Origin of the sequence: Shewanella sp. 10N.286.52.B9 (assembly GCF_002873635.1) — a bacterium.
Classification (GTDB): Bacteria; Pseudomonadota; Gammaproteobacteria; order Enterobacterales; family Shewanellaceae; genus Shewanella.
Map to the genome: position 1 here is coordinate 1 of NZ_MCTY01000013.1, position 21484 is coordinate 21484.

A 21484-nucleotide genomic window follows, 5' to 3' on the forward strand; every position below is an offset into this window, starting at 1 on the left:
TTTGAAGCAGAAATTGAGACCATGGACTTTTTAAGCATATTAGAGCAAGCCATTGTTTCAAGTTCAATGAAAACACGCGGAGCTTATAAGCATAAGTGAGCATGTTTGAAGCAGAAATTGAGACCATGGCGCAGCTATAAGAGGATTAAAAGATGCAAGTATTTGTTATTGGTGGCGGCGGACGCGAACATGCGTTAGCTTGGAAAGCAGCACAATCAGCTCAAGTTGAAACAGTTTTTGTTGCACCAGGTAATGCTGGTACAGCCTTAGAGCCAAAACTAGAAAACATCGACATTAAGGTTGAAGCAATTTCAGAGCTGGTTAAATTTGCTCAAGATAATAAAATTGAACTCACCATTGTTGGCCCAGAAGTACCATTAGCACTTGGCGTAGTGGATGCCTTTAACGAAGCAGGTTTGCCTATCTTTGGTCCAACTCAAGGCGCTGCACAGCTTGAATCTTCAAAAGCCTTCACTAAAGACTTTTTAGCACGTCATAACATCCCAACAGCTGACTACTCAAACTTCACTGAAATTGAAGCAGCAAAAACTTACTCAGTTGAGTTAACCAACAAAACAGGTTTCCCTGTGGTGATTAAAGCTGACGGCTTAGCAGCGGGTAAAGGCGTGATTATCGCGGCAGACCAAGCTGAAGCTGACGCAGCAATCGAAGACATGCTAGCAGGTAACAAGTTTGGTGAAGCAGGTTCACGGGTTGTTATCGAAGAATTTTTAAAAGGTGAAGAAGCCAGCTTTATCGTAATGGTAGATGGTAAAAACATTTTAGCAATGGCCACCAGCCAAGACCATAAAGCCCGTGATAACGGCGATAACGGCCCTAACACTGGCGGCATGGGTGCATATTCACCTGCACCAGTAGTGACCCAAGTTGTTCACGACTGGACCATTGCTAATGTTATCCGCCCAACGGTCGACGGCATGGCAGCAGAAGGCAATGTTTACACCGGCTTCTTATACGCAGGCTTAATGATTTCTCCAGATGGCAGCGCAAAAGTACTTGAGTACAACTGCCGCTTTGGCGACCCAGAAACGCAGCCAATCATGATGCGTCTGCAATCAGACTTAGTTGAGCTTTGTCTAGCCGCTACCCGGGGTGAGTTAGATAAAGTGACTGCTGAATTTGATTCACGCGCAGCAGTCGGTGTTGTACTTGCAGCAGGCGGATACCCAGATGCTTACCGTAAAGCTGACGTGATTGACGGTTTATCATTAGGTGATAACAACGCCAAAGTATTCCACGCTGGCACCGCCATGAAAGACGGCCATGTTGTCACTGCAGGCGGCCGCGTTTTATGTGCCACAGCACTAGGTAACACTGTGACAGAAGCACAAGCTAGCGCATACAAGCTAGTCGATGCTATCCACTGGGATGACGTCTACTTCCGCACTGATATTGCCTACCGCGCTATCGCACGTGAGCAAGATAAAGGTTAATTTTTTTAGCCTAATGCTGAATTAAAAAAATCCCTGTGATGGCAACTAATGCCAAAAGTCACAGGGATTTTTGTTTTAGCGTTCAAAATTCAATTCCATTAAAGTATTAGGAGCTTATTAAACTATTTATCTTCCTTTACTAAAGGCACCGCCGAGTGTTTGCTTAAATTCAAAATCAACACCCCAACCAGTATGGCAATAACAATCGAGATTAAACGGGTAAATTCAGACGACAGTGAATCTGCCGCTTGGTGCTTAATGATTTGATACGTTAATACGATAAAATTAGTAAACAATAACTGGTAAATACTAAAGCGACATTGTCGACGAATGCCAAAGCAAGCTAACTGCAGCCCGCAAAATAACGTCACCCCAATTAACATCCAAGTTGAAACCCCAAAGGCAAACAGTAGCATCACAGGTAAGGTAAATAAGATCCCAGTGGCGGTGGTGACAATTTTATTCTGGCTATAAATACGATGATCATTCGAGATAGGAATTTTAATCAAACTGCCAATGGTGATGGCAATCAGCATGGTTTGCGTACTGCCAATACTGATAAGTACCACCAGCGTAATACACATGGCGGTGGCTTTAAACATGATAAGCCCAATGTTAGTTTGCGCCCCTTCTTTAACGGTTTCATCCATTAAAATATCTTGCTCATCACCTGGGAATAATAAAAAACTGATGTAGGTGATAACGATGGCAATTAAAAAGGCTTCAAACATCAACCAAGGTAACACGTCCACTGGCGCACCCATTTGGAAATTCATCACTGTCATGATAATCACCACCATTAAGGCTAAGGTGGCAAGCATATCTTTAGGATCGTGATGACTGCGGTAAAAGCACCAAAAAAATAATCCCCAGCAAAATAGCGCATAACCTGTGGGAGTGTCTTTTAACACCCCAGCAAGAAACACCAATATAAAGCTAAGAAAGAATAATATGATAAGCAGTTTAAGTAACATACTCATAGGCGGCTTTGATGGCATGATGGTTAAAAATATCACCACAAACATCGGCGCTAAAATAGGCATAGCCGCCCCAGAGTATTGCAAATAAAACAGCAAAAAGACCGGGAAAAATACCAGCCTGATGATCGGATTCACCGCATTACGAAACATAGGTCCACACGCTCACAACTCGGATCCAAATTTTAGCTAACCATTCGCCAAAGCTGCTTTGCTCTGTAAAAAAGGCAACGGTAGCTTGGGAGCCATAACGAATGTTTTGCGGTATATCATCGTTTTCAAAAACAATGTTAACCGGATAACGCTGGGCATTTAACGAAGTGGTATCTGCGGTTAAAAAGCCTGTTGCTTGGTCAATATTATTACTGCCACCAGTCCCCCAACCTATGCTATCGACTTTGCCATTCAACACCCTCCCTGGCAGTGCATCGAGCACAATTTCAACTCGTTGCCCCTCACGAATATGCTCTAGAGAGTTTTCTCTAACCAGTGCTGAAATCCAAATACCGCGGGGATCAATAAAGGTCAGCATCGGCGTGCCAACCGTGGCTCTTTGCCCTAGAGTAAGTTGTAAATTGGTCACGACACCTTGTGAAGGCGCAATCACTTCGGTGCGCTGTAAGTCTAGCTGCGCTTGCTCAAGGTTGGCCATGGCCGCCAATAACTGCGGGTTATTTTCACCCTGTGGGCCTAAATTTTGTTTGGCTTGTACTAATGAGGCTTCTGCGGCGTTATAACTGGCTTGGGTTCGATCTCGAGACTCAATTGCATTGTCTAAATCAGATTGGCTTAATACCCCCTGCGCTGCTAACTCGGTGATCCTTACCGCTTGCTCTTTGGCGTTATTGCGGGCTGCTAACGCATCAATCACATTCGCTTGAGCAACTTCAACTGCTGCAGTATTGGCGCCAATACTTTGCCCTGTGATAGCAAGGTTAGCTTGGGCTGACTGTAAGGCAATTTGATAGTTGCGTGGGTCGATTTTAAACAGCACCTCACCCGCTTCTACCACTTGGTTATTTTTGACATTAACATCAACGATATTACCAGCCACTTGGCTGGCAACTCTCACCAAATAGGAATGGACTCTCGCATCGCCTGTCATAGGGGTGACTCTATCGGCCCATAGGCTATACAACCACACAAACAGGATCACGCCGATAATATAAAAACTTAACTTACGAGATGATTTTTCCGCTGCGGACATGATATTAACTCTCTAACTGATGATGAAATAGTGATGAAATAGTGCTGAAACTGAACTCTAAGCTCTCAATAATACAGTCTAGGATATAAGTGAAAATATACATACAAGTATTTGTAAGAGTGATAAAAGTTTATTCAAACAAAGACTATTTATTCAAACAAAGGCTAAGGTTTCGATAATAACTACATTATAAATATTACATAGTTATTCACTTTTATTAGCCTAAGCGAATAGCTATTTTACTCAGTTAACTTAATAGTCACAATCGCCTCATCAGCTCCAAAGAGCCACATTTTTTATCACTGCTGGTCATTGCCATAAAACATCGACTTACCCCTTAGACCTATGGCAGGATGTCACCCTGTCACAAGTTAATAACAAATAATACTGACAGCGCAACAGCCAGCATAAATATAAAAAATCTCATCACATCCCAAAAAAATAATAATAGAGATCACTCAATGTCTGATAAGCAAAAGCTAAACAAACACAAACAGCCCAGTTTGCTCGATGCCCTTGCACCCGTCTTTGCCCTCATCGCAATGCTAGGCACTGCGGTGTATCTTTTCTCTTCAGATAGTTCTTCTGGTGCAAATCAAATTGCCCTCATCCTAGCGGCCTGTATTGCCATTCTTATCGGTTATAAAAATGGTTATAGCTGGAATGAAATGGAGCGCGGCATCATTAAAAGTATTGGTGTTGCCACTGGCGCCTTGTTAATTCTATTTACCGTGGGCTCGCTTATCGGTACTTGGATACTTGCGGGTACTGTGCCGACAATGATTTATTACGGTATGCAGATCCTGCATCCACAATACTTTTATGCCGCTAGTTGTATTTTATGTGCTGTGGTGGCTATCAGTATTGGTAGCTCTTGGACTGTAGCGGGCACGCTCGGTATTGCCTTAATTGGTATAGCTTCCGCTATGGGATTAGATATTAATATCACCGCTGGCGCGATTATTAGCGGCGCCTATTTTGGCGATAAAATGTCACCATTATCAGACACAACCAACCTAGCGCCAGCGGTTGCAGGCTCTGATATTTTCAGCCACATCAAATACATGACTTGGACTACCGTCCCCAGCATTATCATTGCGCTAATTGTCTTCACTGTTTTAGGGCTATCAGCCGATGTTGCTAGCTTCAATTCAGATCTTGATAGCACCCTGTTGCTCCTCGAAGCAACTTATCAACCTGGCCTGCATCTGCTTATTCCTTTATTAGTGGTGTTATTTTTTGCTAACAAAAAAATACCAGCCTTTCCTACCGTAATTCTAGGGACAATTGCTGGGGCTATTTGTGCGGCGATTTTCCAATTTGATAATGTGCTCAGCTACGTTAATGAGGACAACTTATTACCGATAGTAGCACTCATTAAAGGTATTTGGATTGCGATGTTTGATGGTTATGTGGCCACCACAGGTGACACGGTTTTAGATAACTTATTAAGCCGCGGCGGCATGAGCAGCATGGTCACCACGGTTTGGTTAATCCTCTGCGCCATGACATTTGGCGGCGTGATGGAAGTGACAGGATCATTATCGCGCTTACTGGAAAGTATCTTAAGTTTAGTGACGGGGACTAGCAGCTTAATTATCACCACTTTGGGGGTTTGTATCGGCGCAAATATTATTACTGCCGATCAATATATTGCCATTGTACTGCCCGGTAGAATGCTAAAAATTGAATATCAAAAACGCAAACTAGCGCCAGTTAATCTAAGCCGTACTCTAGAAGATTCAGCTACAGTAACTAGCCCACTTATCCCGTGGAATACCTGCGGCGCTTTCATGGCCAGTACCTTAGGCGTAGCGACCATTGCTTATTTGCCTTATGCGATCTTTAACCTAGTTTGCCCATTCATCAGTGCATCCTATGCGTATTTCAATATCAAAATACAACCGCTAGATGAATCACTGCAACTCACAGAAGGTTTATAAATTTCAAAAATACGGACTTAGCCTGCTGCTATATAAGTGACTATATAAATGACTATATAAGCTGTTATCCAAAACGGTCTTTCAACCAGCCATAATGATAGTAACCCCATTGCCCTATTCGCCTTGCTTTAGCAAAGGGCAAACGGTGTAATGGGTTTTGATAAAGTGGTAAATTAGCTATTTCAGTTGGTGTTTCACCGGCAATACTTTGGGCTAATCGAAAAGCCGCTTGTGCACTAAAAGACACCCCAGCGCCGCAATAACCTAAGCTGTAACCCACGCCGTTTTTCTCAACTACATGGGGCATATCATCCATTGATGCCGCTATCCAGCCCGTCCAGTTATAGGCCACTTTTTTAGTCGCTAATGCAGGAAAGCATTTATTCATGGCCAGCTTGAGTCGCTGACCATAAATCGGATCTGCAGCGTCTTTTCCCCACACAGCGCCACGGCCGCCAAACAGTAATCGATTATCAGGCAGTAACCTGAAGTAATATTTTAAAATGCGGGTGTCCATGGTTACTTGATGGCTAAATAGACCAGCGGCTTGCAGCTCATCAGCACTAAGTGGCTCAGTGACGATAATATTACTGAGTATTGGCAAAAACTTTTCATCAATGCGGTGATTAAACGCTTTGGGCGTATAGCCATTGGCGGCCACTATCACTTTATTTGCACTTAACTCACCATGCTCAGTGAACAGACGGTGCTTGCCATTTTCCTCGATCCAGTCAAGCACGCATGAGCTTTCAGATAGGGTGACATCTTGATGCTCAACCATTGATTTATAGCCCAGCAATAACTTTAGCGGGTTTACCCCAAAGCCATCACTTAATCGCAGTGCGCCATAGGCTTGGTGATGATTTAAATAATCTCGGCGAAAGTCTGCAGCATTAATAAATTGCGCATGCTGATCCATATTTGCAGAGCCTGCTGACGAGGGTGATTTACTGTCTAATGGTGAAGGTATTAAATGCTGCTGAATAAAGTCAGCGGCTGTTTTAAGCTGCTGCAACGCCTTAGGGTTATGCGCCACCTTTAAGTAGCCTTTCTCCTGCGGATCACACTCTATATTGTATTTATGAATTAGTGATTCAACGCGCTCGACAGCTTGGCTAAACTCGCCATAAATGGCTTTAGTGGTGGCTAAATCCCAACGTTTTGCCATAGCGGCATAGCCCAATCTGCCCGAGCCCTTTAATACAAAACCTGCATTACGGGCGCTGGCACCAAAACCCACTTGGTTTGCCTCTAATACATGGCAATCTATATGGTATTTACTGGCGAGATAATATGCCGTCAGTAATCCTGTATAACCGCCGCCAATTATCGCGACATCCGTTTGCTGATGACCACTTAGGTGAGGTAAGCGTGGCGGCAAAGCTTGGGTACTTGCCCAATAGCTATTGGCCAGTGGTTGTGAAGCAGCATTCGGGGTTATTAAAGGATCATACATAGCAGCGGCTCTTTTTATTTTGGTTATATGAGTGCAAATGCGGGCACTAAAATCTGCAATAAAGCCTTTTAGTAAAGCCTTTTGATAACGTCTCTCTATAAATGGTTAGCTAAATTCAATCACCATTTCACAAGCTGTGCAGTGGCAATCATCGCCGCAAAGCACACAAAGATAATCGCTACCGTCTACTTTTTGGTTCCAACGGCTCGGATGTTGTTTAATTAATTGCCCACCAGCATGAGTAAAGTAACCTACCGCCGAGTTATTTGGGCTTTGTTGCCATAAGTGACTCACCCCCGCTTTGGCGCCCTGTTGCTTAACAGCCGCAATAGACGCTTGCAGTAATTTAGAACCAATCCCCTGACCGCGATATGCTTCTGCTACTGTATTACATTTGAAATAACACATGTTTTCAGCAGTAACAGGCCACTTTTCAGGAGTACACCATTGATCAACTGGCCACTTCCCAGCGGCATAAGTCAGCCTAAAACCGACAATATTAGCCGTCGAATTATGGGTATTTTTAGTTGGTGATAATTGTTCACTTTCTGCGATGAAGTGAGCATTGATATTATTTTTTATACCCATTCGATAAATTTTTTCAAGCGAAGATAGATTTAAATACCCTTCACCATGAACCAAGTTTCCGAGTTCAATAACTTGTTGAAAATCATCAGGAGTTAAGCTTCTTATCATTATTATATTGACTCCAGGTTGTCTTAATATATCGCCAAGATAGCACAATTATTTAGCAAAAATAACGATGTTAAACTTTTGTGATAATTTGGCGATAACACAGTGAGATCCCTTTGGCAGAATCGATTGCAATTAAACAAAAGGAGCTCCGTTATGAAATCATCTGTATTAAAACCTATCGCACAAAAAGCAAGCTTACTGACTTGTGGACTCATCGCCGCTGGCCTGTTCAGTATGTCAGCTAATGCTGCTGAAGTTGAAATCAGTGTTGTTAACCTAACCCACGGTAATCACTTCACGCCATTGTTTATTGCAGCACACGATGCTGACAGTCACCTATTCCAAGTAGGCGAAATGGCTACACCAGCATTACAAAAAATGGCCGAGGGCGGTGATATTGCTGATTTAGATGCCGCAGTTATGGGCGCAGGTGGCGTGACTGTTACCAACCCAGCCATGGGTTTATTAGCCCCCGGTGCTAATGTCAGTGATGTCATGCTTGATTCAATGGAAATGACGCACCTTTCTATCGTTGCTATGGTACTACCAACCAATGATGCCTTTATGGGGTTAGATGGCTGGGAGATCCCGACTGAGGCGGGTACTTACACAGTTTATGTAAACGCCTATGATGCGGGTACTGAAGCCAATGATGAAGTGGTTAATGGCGGCGGAATGTCCGGCGTTGCAGGTATTCCAGCAGCGCCAGGTGGTGACGGAGGTATGAATGGTACTGGTGTTATGGATGGTGCTACTAATGGTTATGTCCACACTCACCCAGGTGTGCTTGGTGATACTGATCCAGCCGGCGGCGCCAGTGATTTAGACAGCCGAATTCATCGCTGGTTAAACCCTGTTGCGAAAGTTGTTGTTACCGTTAAATAAGGGGCATGTGATGAAATATCCAATCAAAAATATCAATAAATATAGCCTGAGTGCTGCAGCATTAATTGCTGTGCTGGGCTTAAGTGGCTGTTCAGACAATAACAACTCACCGTCTCCTGAGCCGACTCCAACCCCAACGCCCGATACGGTAATGCAAACCTATAGCGTCACAGTGACAAACTTAACGGCTAATCAACCCATGTCACCGATTGCAATTGCCGTTCATAGCAATGATGTGATGTTATGGCAAGCAGGCGAAAGCGCAAATGTCGCCCTAGAGAAAATTGCTGAAGGCGGCGATTCAAGTGATGTAGCGGCTATTGAGGGTATCGAGGTTACGGCCAGTGGCGCTGGTATATTGATGCCAGGCATGTCAGAAACCATCACAATTACTTTAGATGAAGCCGATGTTGCCAACCTTACCGTAGCAACCATGCTGGTAAACACCAACGATGCCTTTACTGGATTAAACAGTTACGACATTTCGATGTTAGCAGTCGACACTATGGTCGCTATGAAAGGCATGGTTTACGACGCTGGCACTGAAGCTAATACAGAAGAAAAAGGTACCATGCCCGGACCTGCTGATGGCGGAGAGGGGTTTAATGCAACCCGTGATGATGTTGATTTTGTTCATATTCATCCAGGCGTGATCACCATGTATGACGGTTTAATGGACTCAGTCCTAACGCCATCACACCGTTTTGATAATCCGGCAATAGCCATATCAATCAGCCGCACACAATAGCAAGCATCAGCCTTTATGATTAAAAACCAAACAAGCTGAAAGTTTATCCGCCCATCTCAGGTCTGCTGGATAAGGACCTGAAATGGGAAATTCTGGATGAATGATTCTAATAAGCACCATCAGCACCAAATCAAGCCACATATTTTGTTGGTTGAAGATGAGCAAGATTTGGCAAGGCTCATCATGCTAAATCTAACCGCACTAAATTATGAGGTGTTTCATGCCACCACATTAAGCCAAGCGCTTAACATCATTAAATCTAGTGTAATAGATTTGATTTTGATGGACCGTATGCTACCAGATGGCGATGGCATTATGTTGTGCCAGCAACTTCGTGAAGCTGACAACTCGGTTGCTGTGATGATGCTAACTGCCAAAGATTCAGAAGCCGATATTGTATTGGGCCTTGAAGCCGGTGCTGATGATTACTTAGTCAAACCCTTTAGTGTGCTGGAGCTACGAGCGCGAGTAAAAGCCATGCTTAGGCGTAGTAAAACTCAACAAATCAGCTCTGAGCAACTGCAGTTTAATGGCGTTACCATTAACGCAGCAACCCGTGAGGTCATTACCAATGACTGCCCGCTGGAATTAACCGCTAGAGAATTTGATCTGTTGCTGTTTATGGCCAAGCATCCACTACAAGTATTTAGCCGAATGCAATTATTAGAGGCAGTGTGGGGTTACAACTATGACGGTTATGAGCATACGATTAACAGTCACATTAATCGCTTACGCAATAAACTCGCCCACAGCCCTGGGCATCCAGAATTAGTCAAAACCGTTTGGGGTGTAGGCTATAAGTTCTCTCCACCATCAGCAACTTAGCTGATATTCGTTTTAAGCATGTTATTTTTAAAGTGTATATGGGTCTCTAATGAACCGCTTATTTAACCGACTATTCTTATCTGCCACTTTAATGGTGTTGCTACTTTTTGTAGCCCTGTGGCAATGGTTACAACTCAACCATGAATTTAGCCGTAATCAAATTCAGCAATCATTACACTTACAACTTGCTGAACATATGGCGCACATTAATCCGTTATTGTCACAAGGGATTACCTCAGATGCAGCGCTAAAAGAAGCATTTCACGACTTTATGCTGCTGGGCCCAAGTTTTGAAATTTATACCTTAGATCCACAAGGTCGTGTCATTGCTTACGATGCCAAAGAAGAGAAAATCAAAACCACTCGAGTAAATTTAGCCAAGATAAAGCAATTTATTGCAGGTCGAGACCTACCGATTTTAGGCACAGATCCCCGCTCAAAAAAAACAGAAAAAATCTTTTCCGTCAGCCCGCTCATCACTACTGACGGGCTTCACAGTGGATACTTATATGTCATCATCGGCGGCGAAGATTATGATAGCTGGCAAGCACTAATAAACTCAGAAAATCAGCCCAAGCTTTGGGGCGCTACCATTGGCTTTTGGATTATTTTTGCACTGATGTTATTTGTGCTATTGCTGGGCTTTTTTACCCAACCAATTAAAAAATTAGCTAGCGATCTCAACCAATTAAAAGATTCGCCATTAAGCGGCACACTGGCTTTGCCTAACCGTTACAATGGCAGCGAAGAAATCAGAGTCCTCAGTGACAATATTAATCATTTACTGCATAAAATCAGCCAACAACACCAACAAGTCAAACGCCAACAACAAGCCAAACATGACTTCTTACTGCATTTGTCCCATGACTTAAAAACCCCACTCACCTCTTTGCTGGGATATATCGATACCTGGCTACTATTACCGCCAGCAGAGCGCCAACCAGAATTAATTGAGTACGCCGCTAATTCAGGGCAAAACTTACAGCAGTTACTGGCACAATTACTTGAATTAGCAGCACTGGAAAATGGTCAAATCAGTGCCCAAATAAGTCAAATTAATTTGCGAGAGGTATTACTGGATTTAAAACAAACTTTTGCACCCAGAGCGCAAAAACTTGGAATACTCTTAGACTTTAATATTGCCGATGAGCTGCAAGTGTATACCGACCCACAATTAATGCGTCGAATATTAAATAATCTTGTAGATAATGCCCTGAGATACACCCCAAAAGGTGGCACCATCAAGGTATACAGCGAAAGCTTAAATGGTCAAAGCTGGTTAGCCGTTAAAGATACTGGCGCAGGCATGCATAAGCATGAAGTCGAAGCCTTAAAACAATTATCCATGCAGCAGTTATCATTTGAGCCCAATCAAACATTGCCACAGTTGGGTGTTGGTTTAGCCATAGTGCGCCAATTGCTTGGACTCCTAAAGTGCCGTATTGATATTAAAAGCACTCCCGGCAAAGGAAGCCGTTTTATGATTGAACTAGCCACACACTAAATTAGACAAACACTAAAAATAACAAAGCCACCTATAATTAAGGTGACTTTGAGGGTCATAACTGAACACGCCCCTTTAGAGGGAGCGCCTATATTCAGCTACAGAAATAGCTATTAACTTTAGATAGATTGATAAAGTTTTTTAATTTTGTGGAAGAAAAGACTCACAAAACCAGCAAATAGACTTCCCCACATTAATAATACTGCCGCAACAGTCACAAATTGCCCCATATAATAATCGGCATTAGCCACATAAATGTAATGGGTACCTGGTAGTAGCGCAGCAAATACAGCAAAGAACATTAAAGCAACAATAATTTGAATTTTCATAATTAACTCTTTTTGGCAAAGGCTACTAGTTTTTGCCTCTGTTTCATCATGAAACAAAGCTAGTTAGCTAAATAATACTTAATTCTCAGAATGACGATAAAGTATCAAATAAACCCCACTAAGAGTTTTGTTAAGATCACAATTTAGAATATTCAATTGTCACTTTGTGATAGAGAGCACTCATTACCATTAAAACTATGATGAATAAAATATGGTAAAGCTCAGAGGTCGAAAACGAATTAAAAAAAAGACGAGCATTGCTCGTCTTTTTTTGTGCGCATCATTATCAATTACTTATGATATTTCGCTGATAGCTCATGTACTGAGTTAATGAATGAACCAGCATGTTCTGGGTTAACATGTTGATGGATACCATGACCCAAGTTAAATACATGGCCAGTACCTTCACCGTAAGAAGATAAGATTTGATCCACTTCTTGATGAATACGCTCTGGTGAAGCATAAAGTACAGATGGGTCCATGTTGCCTTGCAGCGCCACTTTATGACCAACACGGCGACGTGCATCACCGATATCAACAGTCCAATCTAAACCGAGCGCATCACAACCAGTTTCAGCCATAGACTCTAACCATAATCCGCCACCTTTAGTGAACAAGGTAACAGGAACTTGGCGACCGTCAGCATGGCGAGTTAGGCCATCAACGATTTTTTGCATGTAACGTAATGAGAACTCACGGTAAGCGTGGTGAGATAACGCACCGCCCCATGAATCAAAGATCATTAACGACTGAGCACCGTTAGCAACTTGTGCATTTAGGTACAAGATAACTGAATCAGCTAACTTGTCTAAAAGCATGTGTAATGCTGCTGGCTCTTCGTAAGCCATTTTCTTAATTTTTTCGAATGTTTTGCTTGAACCACCTTCAACCATATAAGTGGCTAGCGTCCAAGGAGAACCAGAGAAACCAATTAACGGTACTTCACCTTTTAGCTCGCGACGAATCGTGCTTACTGCACGCATCACGTAACCAAGTTCATCTTCTGGATCTGGAATGCAAAGCTTTTTAATCGAGTCAACGGTATCAGCTCGACGTTCAAAACGTGGACCCTCACCAGTTTCAAAGTATAAGCCTAAGCCCATTGCATCTGGAATGGTTAGAATGTCTGAAAATAAAATAGCTGCATCTAAATCATAACGACGTAATGGCTGTAAAGTCACTTCACAAGCCAAGTCTTGGTCTTTACAAAGCGACATGAAATCACCGGCTTGAGCACGGGTTGCTTTGTATTCTGGAAGGTAACGACCAGCTTGACGCATCATCCATACAGGCGTTCTGTCAACAGGCTGTTTTAGTAAAGCGCGTAAATAACGATCATTCTTTAATTCTGCCATTGGGCTTGATTCCTAAACATATATTGATATCCGCTGAACCGTAGTTTAGCGACTTAAGGTATTAATGTAACCAGTTCTGCTAAATTTATGTGAGCTGCCCCTCCTACTAGTATCAAAATTGCTAATATAAACGTTAATATGCTCACAAAAAGGGTGATTTTTGACTAGGTGTGAAGCTAACTCGACAAAAAAGTTGCACCTTCGCTGCACCTTTGATATAAAAAGTCTGCGCTAGCAAGAACAATCAAGAAGCACGATAAATCGAGCCCTTAAAAATCTATTTGCCCAGCGGTAGCATGCTATCGCTGGGCATTTTTCTTTAGATTACAATAACAAAGAATATTTCCCTCGTAACTCAGCCCATTCCTCTGGTCAATCCATTGCTTCTTTTGCAGAAAAGAGTTGATTAATCACTACTTTCTCTCATACATTAAGTGTTATGTATTGGTTACTAAATTGAGAATGATAATGCTGACAAAACTAGAAAAAGCCGAACAAAAATGGGGTGGCTCCAATAAGCTGGTTGATCAATGGCTGCAGCACCGCAGAGCATTACTGATCCAATACTTCAAAATTGCTGGCCTCGCCCCTTACTCAGTCCCAGCAAAAAGCTTACCTGAACTAGATACCGTTAAGCAGTTTTGCGCTCAATTAGTTGATTATGTCTCTGAAGGTCATTTTGAGGTATACGATCAATTGGTTAATGAGTGTGAAAAATCAGGTGAACAAAGTAAAGCCCGAGCACAACTGTTATTACCACAAATCAGTGAATCAACTGATGCCGCATTAGACTTCAATGACAAATATACTGAAGCAGATAGCGATTCTATGTTGCTAGAATTAGATAGCGATCTCTCTAATTTAGCTCAAGCAATGGAAGCGCGCTTTGCTTTGGAAGATGAGTTACTCGAGCAACTTCATCAGCATCATTCAAAAGTCAGCTAATGTGACTTATTACTTATTACTTATTACTTACCAAAGTAATTAGCAAAGCTAGCGGCTAACTGATTGATCTTGAGTCACAGACAAAGAAAGGCTCGATTTACTGATGCCATTTACTTGCGCCAGTTATCAGGTAGATCGACTTGGGACCATAAATCATGGCAAAGCGCTTGATGTTGATGCCAATTACCTTGTAGTAACCACCCCACCAAGGCATCACCAACTTGCGGATATGCAATAGGCTTGGGCGACGCCGCCTTTAACCATCGGGCTAACATTTTACTATCTAAGCTATCCATACTTTGTCCTGCAGCCAACAGCTCTAATGCTGCTACGTTTGATGATTGCTCAAATTGCCCCTGAAGCGGTTTAACCAGTAGCTTCTTACCTAATGTCATCGCCTCGCTGGCAAGCTCAAAACCTGCATTACCTATTACCCCACCACATTGCGACATGTGTTGTTTAAACCCACAGCGATCAAAGCTGAACCAATTAATATGATCTGGTAATGACTGCTTTGGCTTATTGCCATGGTAAACAAAAAATTGATAGTCAGGAAAAGGCCTTAAAAAAGCTGCTATCGCGTCGGCACTTTCAAAGGGTAAATACACCAAAATTTGATGACTGTGAGCACCACAACTTGGCTCAACTTCTACAAAGGGAGGTAAAATAGCAAAACCGAAATGATGCCAATGACAGCCTAATTTGATATCTGCAGGTGCAAAGTTGTTTAACAGTATTTCATCAAACCAGCTCATTCCCTGTTTAGGTACTGAGTATTGTAAGGACGCTTGATGACTGATCGCAATTGCGGTCACGCCCTGTTTTTTAGCAGCCCAAGCACTCACTGGCTCAAAGTCGTTTAACACTAAATCATAGCCGCTCAAATCAAGTTGTCTCACTTCAGACACAATGGGTGAAGTGATATTTCTTTTAATGGTTTTGCCAATGCTGACTCGCCCGTCTTCGGTAATAAAAGACATGCCCGTTCTAACTTGATAGTCGCCAAAACATTGCATATCAAAGTACTCATCTTTGGCGCGACCACTAAATAAAAAATCAACCTCGATATCAGTTTTACTTAACGCCTTTGCCATGACTCTGGCACGGCTAATATGGCCATTTCCCGTCCCTTGAACACCGTATAATATTTTCATGATTTACCTTGTTTAATGACCAATTTCAGCGCTATGACAAGCTAAATCAACGGCTCGGCTAAGATAACCACACCGACCCCCAACCCAATACCAGCAACAATATCCAATGGATAATGCACCCCAAGCGCTATTCGAGATAATCCAATCGCCACAGCCCAGGTCATTGCGATTGGCCACAATGCAGGAAAAGTCGAAGTGATAGCCATCGCCATAATAAAGGCCGCTGCAGTATGCCCCGATGGCAAACTAAATTTGTCTGATGCCTGAAAGCTGCTATCAAACCCTGCAAAAGCGGCGCAAGGCCTAGTGCGGCGAATGGCATTTTTAAAGACAAAATATAACGGCAGTTCAATGATAAAACTCACTAACATCAAATTAAAAAACTGACTGCCTTGAGGATGTAAAAACAATAAACCTACCGCCATATACACGTAATAATGGCCATCCCCACTTGCTGAGATTCTTTTCGCTAAAGGGGTTAACTCATGAGTTCGACAAAAAGTAATAATGTGGCAAAACACAAACTTATCCAGTGCGCTAATCGTCATAGCCATACAAAATCCTTATAGTTCAATTGTTCAACCTTAATAAGAACTGTAAATAGGGCTAATGACGCTTAGATGACAAGCTATCGAAACTTTTATGACAATCATAACTTACTCAAAGGAGTCACCACAGACAGGGCAACAATGCAGTTAATCATATAAAAACAAGAACTAAGGCTAATAAAGGGCTTATCACAGCGATAAACAACAGCCGTTTAAGTCATCCCGCCTTAAGACCAAAGACTGAACAACTAACTGATTATCTTTATCAAGTGATGAATATCGCTGTTATTTTCATAAAAAGCTCATATAATTCATATATTATTGCTTTGATAACTGGCGAAAACCTCTGTGAATCGCTAACCCCAAGGAGTGTCACTATGGAATACAACACCTCAGAATTGTGTGATATGTATTTAGATGTCGTTGATGTAGTAGAACCAATGTTCAGTAATTACGGCGGTTGTAGCTCTTTTGGTGGTTCGATTAGTACCATCAAATGTTTTGAAGATAACGGCTTAATTGCTGATGCGCTGCAAGCAGAAGGCGAAGGTAAAGTCTTGTTAGTAGATGGTGGCGGTTCAATGCGCCGTGCATTAATTGATGCCTCGATTGCTGAAATCGCAGTGGCTAACAAGTGGGAAGGCATTATTGTTTACGGCTCAGTACGTGACGTTGACACCCTTGAAGAAATGGATATTGGTATTCAAGCATTAGCTTCAATCCCGATTGGCGCTGACACTAATGGCGTTGGTGAAGTTGAAATCCCAGTTAACTTTGGTGGGGTAACATTCCTGCCATGCGACCATATCTATGCTGACAATACTGGCGTTATCTTATCGCCAGAGCCATTAGATATCGAATAATCGATTGATATTGCTGGTTACATATTACCAGTTTAAATATCGACTAAAGCCAGCTATGCTGGCTTTTTTATGGCCTATTTTTAAGTCATAAGCTCTAAGTATTTGACTCTAGATATGTGGCTCGACATATTAGCCTTAAAGCTAACCCCAATTGAATGAAATAGGTTCTTAATGTTGCAGATAATGACCCGCAGTGAAGTTAATCAATACCTCTCCAGCAGAGATGGCGAAAGCAAACTGGGCCAAACCGTCAAGCTTATCTCCGAATCAGCCCCCTCTTTAGCGGATCTTAAACAGGCACTTTGTGAGGCTAAAACCAATGGGGTGCAATTTGTTATTGTCGGAATTACCGAAGATGCAGGTCCAAGGGCTAACTTAGGCCGCGGCGGCTCATCTGCAGCCTTTAGTGCCACTATGCAACAATGGCTTAATTTGCAGTCCAACCGCTACCTTGATGGTAAACAGTGTCTTATTTTAGGGGAAATATCTCAGGCCCCACTGCCAGAAGCGGCATCCCTAGAAGAGTTAAGGCAAGCGACTAAAGAACTTGATAACCAAGTCATTAGTGTGATCAGCCAAATTATGGCAGCAGAGCTTGAGCCCATAGTGATCGGCGGCGGTCATAACAATGCATATGGCATGCTAATGGCGACTAAGGCTCACTTTAATCAGGCGGCTGCGGCAGTAAACCTTGATCCCCATAGCGATTTTCGCCCACGGGAAGGGCGCCACAGTGGCAACGGATTTAGCTATGCTGCAGCCAATGGCGCACTGGCTTATTACCATGTGCTAGGTTTACATGAGCTAAAAAACACTGAAGCCACCTTAGAGCAATTAAGCTTATTTGGCGGTCATTGGCACAGCTTTCAGCAAATTTGGGTCAGACGAGAAATCGACTTAAGCCAAGCGCTGCAACAAATCGCCAGCAATCTTAATCAAACTCAACTGCCAGTGGCCTTAGAAATTGATGTAGATGCCATCGCCAAAATGCCCAGCAGCGCATCCACTTTTGCCGGTGTGCCCTTGTTAGATGCCTGCCACTATATTCATCACATCGCTAAACACTGCCCTTGTGCTTATCTGCATATTGCTGAAGCCGCGCCTCAATGTCACGATGCGGGTGATATGGCTGGTAAGCGTGATGTAGGCCAAAGTGTCTGTGAATTAATGTACAGTTATATCCAGGCAAGAAAAGTAAGCTAGCTTAAGCAAGGGATATTTGAACTTCTCTCGCTTAAGGATCGTACAAACTTAAGCTGTTAAATTTATTGCACGCTATTACCTAATACTTTCACTATTCAATAACTGTGAATTTTATGCTCTAATGCAGGGCAATTTTGATGAGATAGAATAATACGCTGTCTTAACGCATTCTTAGCTATTTCAAGTAAACTTGATCACATTCTGGCTGATTGAAGTTTCTGCAAAGCAAGCAATGACATACACTCGCTGTTAATTACCGCACATTATAGGAATACACAGATGTCTGAGGGCGACCCAAAGAACACCCATTTTGGTTACAAAACCGTTGATTCAGAGAAAAAAGCGGATTTAGTTGCTGACGTATTTCATTCGGTTGCTGCTAAATACGACATCATGAATGATGTTATGTCATTCGGTGTACACCGTTTTTGGAAACGTCACACGATTGCGACCGCAGGCGCAAGACCGGGCATGAAAGTACTTGACCTTGCTGGCGGCACCGGTGATTTAACCGCTAAATTCTCACACCTTGTGGGTGAGCGCGGCCAGGTTATTCTTGCTGACATTAATGATTCAATGCTTAAAGTTGGCCGTACTAAATTGCGCGACAAAGGCATTGTTAGCAATGTCAGTTACGTACAAGCTAATGCTGAAGCACTGCCGTTTCCTGACAATCATTTTGATATTATTACCATTGCGTTTGGTTTACGTAATGTGACCGATAAAGACGCAGCATTACGCTCGATGCGCCGGGTACTAAAACCTGGCGGAAAGTTATTAGTGCTTGAGTTCTCAAAACCTCAACACGAAGTCATGCGTAAAGTTTATGACCTTTATAGCTTTAAAGTGTTGCCTAAAATGGGCGCACTAATTACCCAAGATGCTGACAGCTATGAATACCTAGCTGAATCAATTCGCATGCATCCAGATCAAGAAACCTTAAAGCAAATGATGCTTGATGCCGGTCTTGAACAAGTTGACTACACCAATATGACTGATGGTGTTGTCGCCTTACATCGCGGTTATAAATTCTAATGCTGCCGAACCACTGTTCATTACTTGCTTGTGCTGCAATGGAAACTGCTCTCGGGCAGTTACAAGCACAAGATCAGGGTGAATATGCGCGACTAAAGCCGTTGCACGGTAAAGTATTCAAAATTCAGTTAACCCAAGTTAGTTGGCCAATATACCTTATTTTTGCACCGCAAATTCAAGTCATGAGCGCTTATGAAGCCACTGTTGACGTCAGTATTACTGCTGATGTCACTACGCTTTATAAGGTGACTGAAGGGGCTAACCTTACCGAGCTCATTAAGCAAGATAAGCTGATCCTCGATGGCGATATCAACTTATTGCAAAGCTTTAGTCATTACTTAAAGCACATTGAGTTAGATTTTGCCGAGCCATTATCAAAGTATATTGGTGATGCCCCGACTCATATGTTGCTGACTAATACCAAACACTTAGCCAGTTCAATGAAGCAAGTGTTTGAAAAGTCGCTCTCTCATGTGGGTCAATTAACCACTGAAGAATATCGACTCGCCCCTCATCAAATCGACTTCATTCATTTTCGTGATAATCTGGAACAGCTTGTTGATAGAACAACAAGCATTGAGTCCAAGATAGCAAAATTAAGAGAAAAAATTACCCCATGACAATTGCAAGTATCAGGCGTGGTTACCAAGTCATAAAAACTGTACTCCATTACGGCTTAGATGATGTTTTACCCAAAAATAAAACTCCCTGGTACTTTTCACTTCTGCGAAATTGTTTCTTTTGGATCCGCAACCAACACAAAGACAAATCTTCTGCTGAACGTTTAAAGCTGGCGATGCAAGATTTAGGACCGGTTTACATCAAGCTGGGACAAATGCTGTCAACTCGCCGTGACTTACTCAATGATGAGTGGGCCAGTGAGCTGGCGATGTTGCAAGACCGCGTACCACCTTTTGATTCAACCCTTGCCCGCCAAGCTATTGAAGCAGAACTAAAAGCGCCGATAGACTCATTATTTGACAACTTTGAAGACATTCCCTTAGCGTCAGCATCCATATCTCAAGTTCACACTGCTAACTTGAAAGAAAATGGCGCAGAGGTGGTGTTAAAAGTTTTACGTCCCAACGTTGAAGCGCAAGTTAATGCTGATTTACAACTGATGTGCCAAGCGGCCAATTTACTTGAAAAGCTATTAGGTGAAGGCAATCGTCTGCGCCCTGCTGAAGTCATTGATGATTATCGCACCACCATTTTAGGCGAGCTAAACCTTAAACTAGAGGCGCTCAATGCCATCAAGCTACGTAACAATTTTTTAGACTCTGATAGCTTGTATGTGCCTTATGTTTATGAAGATTATTGCTACCCTCGCCTAATGGTAATGGAGCGTGTTTACGGCATTCCTGTTTCAGATATTGAAGCCTTAAAAGCCCAAGGGACTAATTTAAAGCTTTTGGCTGAACGCGGTGTTGAGCTGTTTTTCACCCAAGTATTTCGTGATAATTTTTTCCATGCTGACATGCACCCTGGCAATATTTTTATAAGCCGTGAACACCCTGACAATCCATTTTATATCGGCATGGATTGCGGCATTATGGGCACCCTTAATGATGTCGACAAACGCTATTTAGCAGAAAATTTCTTAGCCTTTTTTAATCGTGATTATCAGCGTATTGCCCAGCTTTATATTGAATCGGGTTGGGTATCAGAAAACACTGACGTACTGGCATTTGAGCAAGCGGTTAAAGTGGTTTGCGAACCCATGTTTAATAAGCCATTAGACGAAATCTCATTTGGCCATGTGTTACTGGAGTTATTTCGCACTGCCCGCCGATTCGATATCGTCGTGCAACCACAACTTGTTTTACTCGAAAAAACATTACTTTACATTGAAGGCTTAGGTCGTCAGCTGTACCCACAGCTAGACTTATGGTCAACAGCTAAACCGTTTTTAGAGCAGTGGATGTCTGAACAAGTCGGCCCGAAAGCCATTTTTGATAAAGTTAAAATGAAGAGCCCTTATTGGGCTGAAAAGCTGCCAGAATTTCCAGAACTTATCTATGACAATTTAAAAATGGGTCGAAAACTACTGGGCACCCAACAACAAATGCTTGATAAGTACCTAAAATTTCAACATAAAGCCCATAAAAGTAATTACTTATTAATAACAGCTGCTGTAATGTTGATCTGTGGCACAATATTATTAAACCAATACGCTACACTATGGCCTGCTTACATTTGTATCACATCAGGTATAGTGCTTTGGTTCACAGGATGGCGATCCAGACCAAAAAACCGTAAATTTTAACTAGCACTTATACATTAGAGGTTCATAATACTCTATGTATAAAGGTTACAATTGTGAATGTAAAAATTCCAACATCATGTTTTTATTCTTA

Annotated in this window: 20 protein-coding genes; 12 read left to right on the forward strand and 8 right to left on the reverse strand. The window is 42.5% G+C overall.

What is annotated here, in order from left to right; genetic code table 11:
• The first annotated feature begins 152 nt into the window (after window positions 1-152).
• Complete coding sequence (gene purD / locus BCU91_RS01310) at window positions 153-1454, forward strand: phosphoribosylamine--glycine ligase (protein ID WP_102530732.1); 1302 nt, start codon at window positions 153-155, stop codon at window positions 1452-1454.
• A 122-nt stretch (window positions 1455-1576) separates the two neighbouring features.
• On the opposite strand, the gene BCU91_RS01315 is transcribed toward purD, so the two are convergent.
• On the reverse strand, window positions 1577-2584 hold the full coding sequence (locus tag BCU91_RS01315; RefSeq protein WP_102436944.1) for a DUF2955 domain-containing protein: 1008 nt from the start codon (window positions 2582-2584) through the stop codon (window positions 1577-1579).
• A complete protein-coding gene (locus BCU91_RS01320; protein WP_102436946.1) occupies window positions 2574-3638 on the reverse strand; it encodes an HlyD family secretion protein in 1065 nt (354 codons plus the stop codon). The genes BCU91_RS01315 and BCU91_RS01320 overlap by 11 nt, the downstream gene beginning before the upstream one ends.
• 461 nt (window positions 3639-4099) lie before the next feature.
• Here BCU91_RS01320 and nhaC point away from each other — a divergent pair, with 461 nt between their 5' ends.
• Complete coding sequence (gene nhaC / locus BCU91_RS01325) at window positions 4100-5581, forward strand: Na+/H+ antiporter NhaC (protein WP_102530733.1); 1482 nt, start codon at window positions 4100-4102, stop codon at window positions 5579-5581.
• Window positions 5582-5645: 64 nt separating this feature from the next.
• Here the strand turns inward: nhaC and BCU91_RS01330 are convergent, their stop codons facing one another.
• Complete coding sequence (locus tag BCU91_RS01330; RefSeq protein WP_102530734.1) at window positions 5646-7037, reverse strand: FAD-binding oxidoreductase; 1392 nt, start codon at window positions 7035-7037, stop codon at window positions 5646-5648.
• 105 nt (window positions 7038-7142) lie between these two features.
• The gene (locus BCU91_RS01335) at window positions 7143-7733 is read right to left on the reverse strand and encodes a GNAT family N-acetyltransferase (protein ID WP_102436952.1); all 591 of its coding nucleotides are present in this window, start codon (window positions 7731-7733) and stop codon (window positions 7143-7145) included.
• A 234-nt stretch (window positions 7734-7967) separates the two neighbouring features.
• Between BCU91_RS01335 and BCU91_RS01340 the strand changes: the two genes are divergently transcribed.
• The 4 genes from BCU91_RS01340 to BCU91_RS01355 all read left to right on the forward strand — a co-directional run bounded on the left by BCU91_RS01340 (window position 7968) and on the right by BCU91_RS01355 (window position 11695).
• Window positions 7968-8618 carry a spondin domain-containing protein gene (locus tag BCU91_RS01340; RefSeq protein ID WP_241904015.1) on the forward strand — a complete coding sequence of 217 codons (651 nt, stop codon included), beginning with the start codon at window positions 7968-7970 and terminating at the stop codon, window positions 8616-8618.
• 10 nt (window positions 8619-8628) lie between these two features.
• The gene (locus BCU91_RS01345; RefSeq protein WP_198589304.1) at window positions 8629-9366 is read left to right on the forward strand and encodes a spondin domain-containing protein; all 738 of its coding nucleotides are present in this window, start codon (window positions 8629-8631) and stop codon (window positions 9364-9366) included.
• Between the two features lie 96 nt (window positions 9367-9462).
• Window positions 9463-10191 (forward strand): response regulator transcription factor, encoded by a 729-nt coding sequence (locus tag BCU91_RS01350; protein ID WP_102436956.1) that lies wholly within the window; start codon window positions 9463-9465, stop codon window positions 10189-10191.
• 49 nt (window positions 10192-10240) lie between these two features.
• The gene (locus tag BCU91_RS01355) at window positions 10241-11695 is read left to right on the forward strand and encodes a HAMP domain-containing sensor histidine kinase (protein ID WP_102519942.1); all 1455 of its coding nucleotides are present in this window, start codon (window positions 10241-10243) and stop codon (window positions 11693-11695) included.
• A gap of 119 nt (window positions 11696-11814) precedes the next feature.
• Here BCU91_RS01355 and BCU91_RS01360 read toward each other — a convergent pair whose 3' ends face one another.
• Window positions 11815-12024, reverse strand: a complete 210-nt coding sequence (locus BCU91_RS01360; RefSeq protein ID WP_102519941.1) for a hypothetical protein — start codon at window positions 12022-12024, stop codon at window positions 11815-11817.
• A gap of 290 nt (window positions 12025-12314) precedes the next feature.
• Window positions 12315-13379, reverse strand: coding sequence for a uroporphyrinogen decarboxylase (gene hemE, locus BCU91_RS01365; RefSeq protein ID WP_102436964.1), 1065 nt, complete (start codon window positions 13377-13379; stop codon window positions 12315-12317).
• Between the two features lie 468 nt (window positions 13380-13847).
• On the opposite strand from hemE, the gene rsd reads away from it, so the two are divergent.
• A complete protein-coding gene (rsd, locus tag BCU91_RS01370) occupies window positions 13848-14324 on the forward strand; it encodes a sigma D regulator (RefSeq protein WP_198590413.1) in 477 nt (158 codons plus the stop codon).
• A gap of 110 nt (window positions 14325-14434) precedes the next feature.
• Here rsd and BCU91_RS01375 read toward each other — a convergent pair whose 3' ends face one another.
• Window positions 14435-15478, reverse strand: a complete 1044-nt coding sequence (locus tag BCU91_RS01375; protein ID WP_102530737.1) for an MJ1255/VC2487 family glycosyltransferase — start codon at window positions 15476-15478, stop codon at window positions 14435-14437.
• A gap of 41 nt (window positions 15479-15519) precedes the next feature.
• A complete protein-coding gene (locus BCU91_RS01380) occupies window positions 15520-16032 on the reverse strand; it encodes a phosphatase PAP2 family protein (RefSeq protein WP_102436970.1) in 513 nt (170 codons plus the stop codon).
• Between the two features lie 371 nt (window positions 16033-16403).
• On the opposite strand from BCU91_RS01380, the gene rraA reads away from it, so the two are divergent.
• The 5 genes from rraA (at window position 16404) to ubiB (ending at window position 21393) form a co-directional block, all read left to right on the forward strand.
• Complete coding sequence (gene rraA / locus BCU91_RS01385) at window positions 16404-16889, forward strand: ribonuclease E activity regulator RraA (RefSeq protein ID WP_076539310.1); 486 nt, start codon at window positions 16404-16406, stop codon at window positions 16887-16889.
• A gap of 171 nt (window positions 16890-17060) precedes the next feature.
• Complete coding sequence (locus tag BCU91_RS01390) at window positions 17061-18092, forward strand: formimidoylglutamase (RefSeq protein ID WP_102436972.1); 1032 nt, start codon at window positions 17061-17063, stop codon at window positions 18090-18092.
• Window positions 18093-18371: 279 nt separating this feature from the next.
• A complete protein-coding gene (ubiE, locus tag BCU91_RS01395) occupies window positions 18372-19127 on the forward strand; it encodes a bifunctional demethylmenaquinone methyltransferase/2-methoxy-6-polyprenyl-1,4-benzoquinol methylase UbiE (protein ID WP_102436973.1) in 756 nt (251 codons plus the stop codon).
• The gene (locus tag BCU91_RS01400) at window positions 19127-19747 is read left to right on the forward strand and encodes an SCP2 sterol-binding domain-containing protein (protein ID WP_102476025.1); all 621 of its coding nucleotides are present in this window, start codon (window positions 19127-19129) and stop codon (window positions 19745-19747) included. Before ubiE ends, BCU91_RS01400 begins: the two co-directional genes overlap by 1 nt.
• Window positions 19744-21393, forward strand: a complete 1650-nt coding sequence (gene ubiB, locus BCU91_RS01405) for a ubiquinone biosynthesis regulatory protein kinase UbiB (RefSeq protein ID WP_102476026.1) — start codon at window positions 19744-19746, stop codon at window positions 21391-21393. Before BCU91_RS01400 ends, ubiB begins: the two co-directional genes overlap by 4 nt.
• Window positions 21394-21484: the final 91 nt, after the last annotated feature.

Bases quoted from the DNA above. Each gene is read 5' to 3' on its own strand.
- purD (WP_102530732.1), top strand. From the start codon at position 153: ATGCAAGTATTTGTTATTGGTGGCGGCGGACGCGAACATGCGTTAGCT.
- BCU91_RS01315 (WP_102436944.1), bottom strand. From the start codon at position 2,584: ATGTTTCGTAATGCGGTGAATCCGATCATCAGGCTGGTATTTTTCCCG.
- BCU91_RS01320 (WP_102436946.1), bottom strand. From the start codon at position 3,638: ATGTCCGCAGCGGAAAAATCATCTCGTAAGTTAAGTTTTTATATTATC.
- nhaC (WP_102530733.1), top strand. From the start codon at position 4,100: ATGTCTGATAAGCAAAAGCTAAACAAACACAAACAGCCCAGTTTGCTC.
- BCU91_RS01330 (WP_102530734.1), bottom strand. From the start codon at position 7,037: ATGTATGATCCTTTAATAACCCCGAATGCTGCTTCACAACCACTGGCC.
- BCU91_RS01335 (WP_102436952.1), bottom strand. From the start codon at position 7,733: ATGATAAGAAGCTTAACTCCTGATGATTTTCAACAAGTTATTGAACTC.
- BCU91_RS01340 (WP_241904015.1), top strand. From the start codon at position 7,968: ATGTCAGCTAATGCTGCTGAAGTTGAAATCAGTGTTGTTAACCTAACC.
- BCU91_RS01345 (WP_198589304.1), top strand. From the start codon at position 8,629: ATGAAATATCCAATCAAAAATATCAATAAATATAGCCTGAGTGCTGCA.
- BCU91_RS01350 (WP_102436956.1), top strand. From the start codon at position 9,463: ATGAATGATTCTAATAAGCACCATCAGCACCAAATCAAGCCACATATT.
- BCU91_RS01355 (WP_102519942.1), top strand. From the start codon at position 10,241: ATGAACCGCTTATTTAACCGACTATTCTTATCTGCCACTTTAATGGTG.
- BCU91_RS01360 (WP_102519941.1), bottom strand. From the start codon at position 12,024: ATGAAAATTCAAATTATTGTTGCTTTAATGTTCTTTGCTGTATTTGCT.
- hemE (WP_102436964.1), bottom strand. From the start codon at position 13,379: ATGGCAGAATTAAAGAATGATCGTTATTTACGCGCTTTACTAAAACAG.
- rsd (WP_198590413.1), top strand. From the start codon at position 13,848: ATGCTGACAAAACTAGAAAAAGCCGAACAAAAATGGGGTGGCTCCAAT.
- BCU91_RS01375 (WP_102530737.1), bottom strand. From the start codon at position 15,478: ATGAAAATATTATACGGTGTTCAAGGGACGGGAAATGGCCATATTAGC.
- BCU91_RS01380 (WP_102436970.1), bottom strand. From the start codon at position 16,032: ATGGCTATGACGATTAGCGCACTGGATAAGTTTGTGTTTTGCCACATT.
- rraA (WP_076539310.1), top strand. From the start codon at position 16,404: ATGGAATACAACACCTCAGAATTGTGTGATATGTATTTAGATGTCGTT.
- BCU91_RS01390 (WP_102436972.1), top strand. From the start codon at position 17,061: ATGTTGCAGATAATGACCCGCAGTGAAGTTAATCAATACCTCTCCAGC.
- ubiE (WP_102436973.1), top strand. From the start codon at position 18,372: ATGTCTGAGGGCGACCCAAAGAACACCCATTTTGGTTACAAAACCGTT.
- BCU91_RS01400 (WP_102476025.1), top strand. From the start codon at position 19,127: ATGCTGCCGAACCACTGTTCATTACTTGCTTGTGCTGCAATGGAAACT.
- ubiB (WP_102476026.1), top strand. From the start codon at position 19,744: ATGACAATTGCAAGTATCAGGCGTGGTTACCAAGTCATAAAAACTGTA.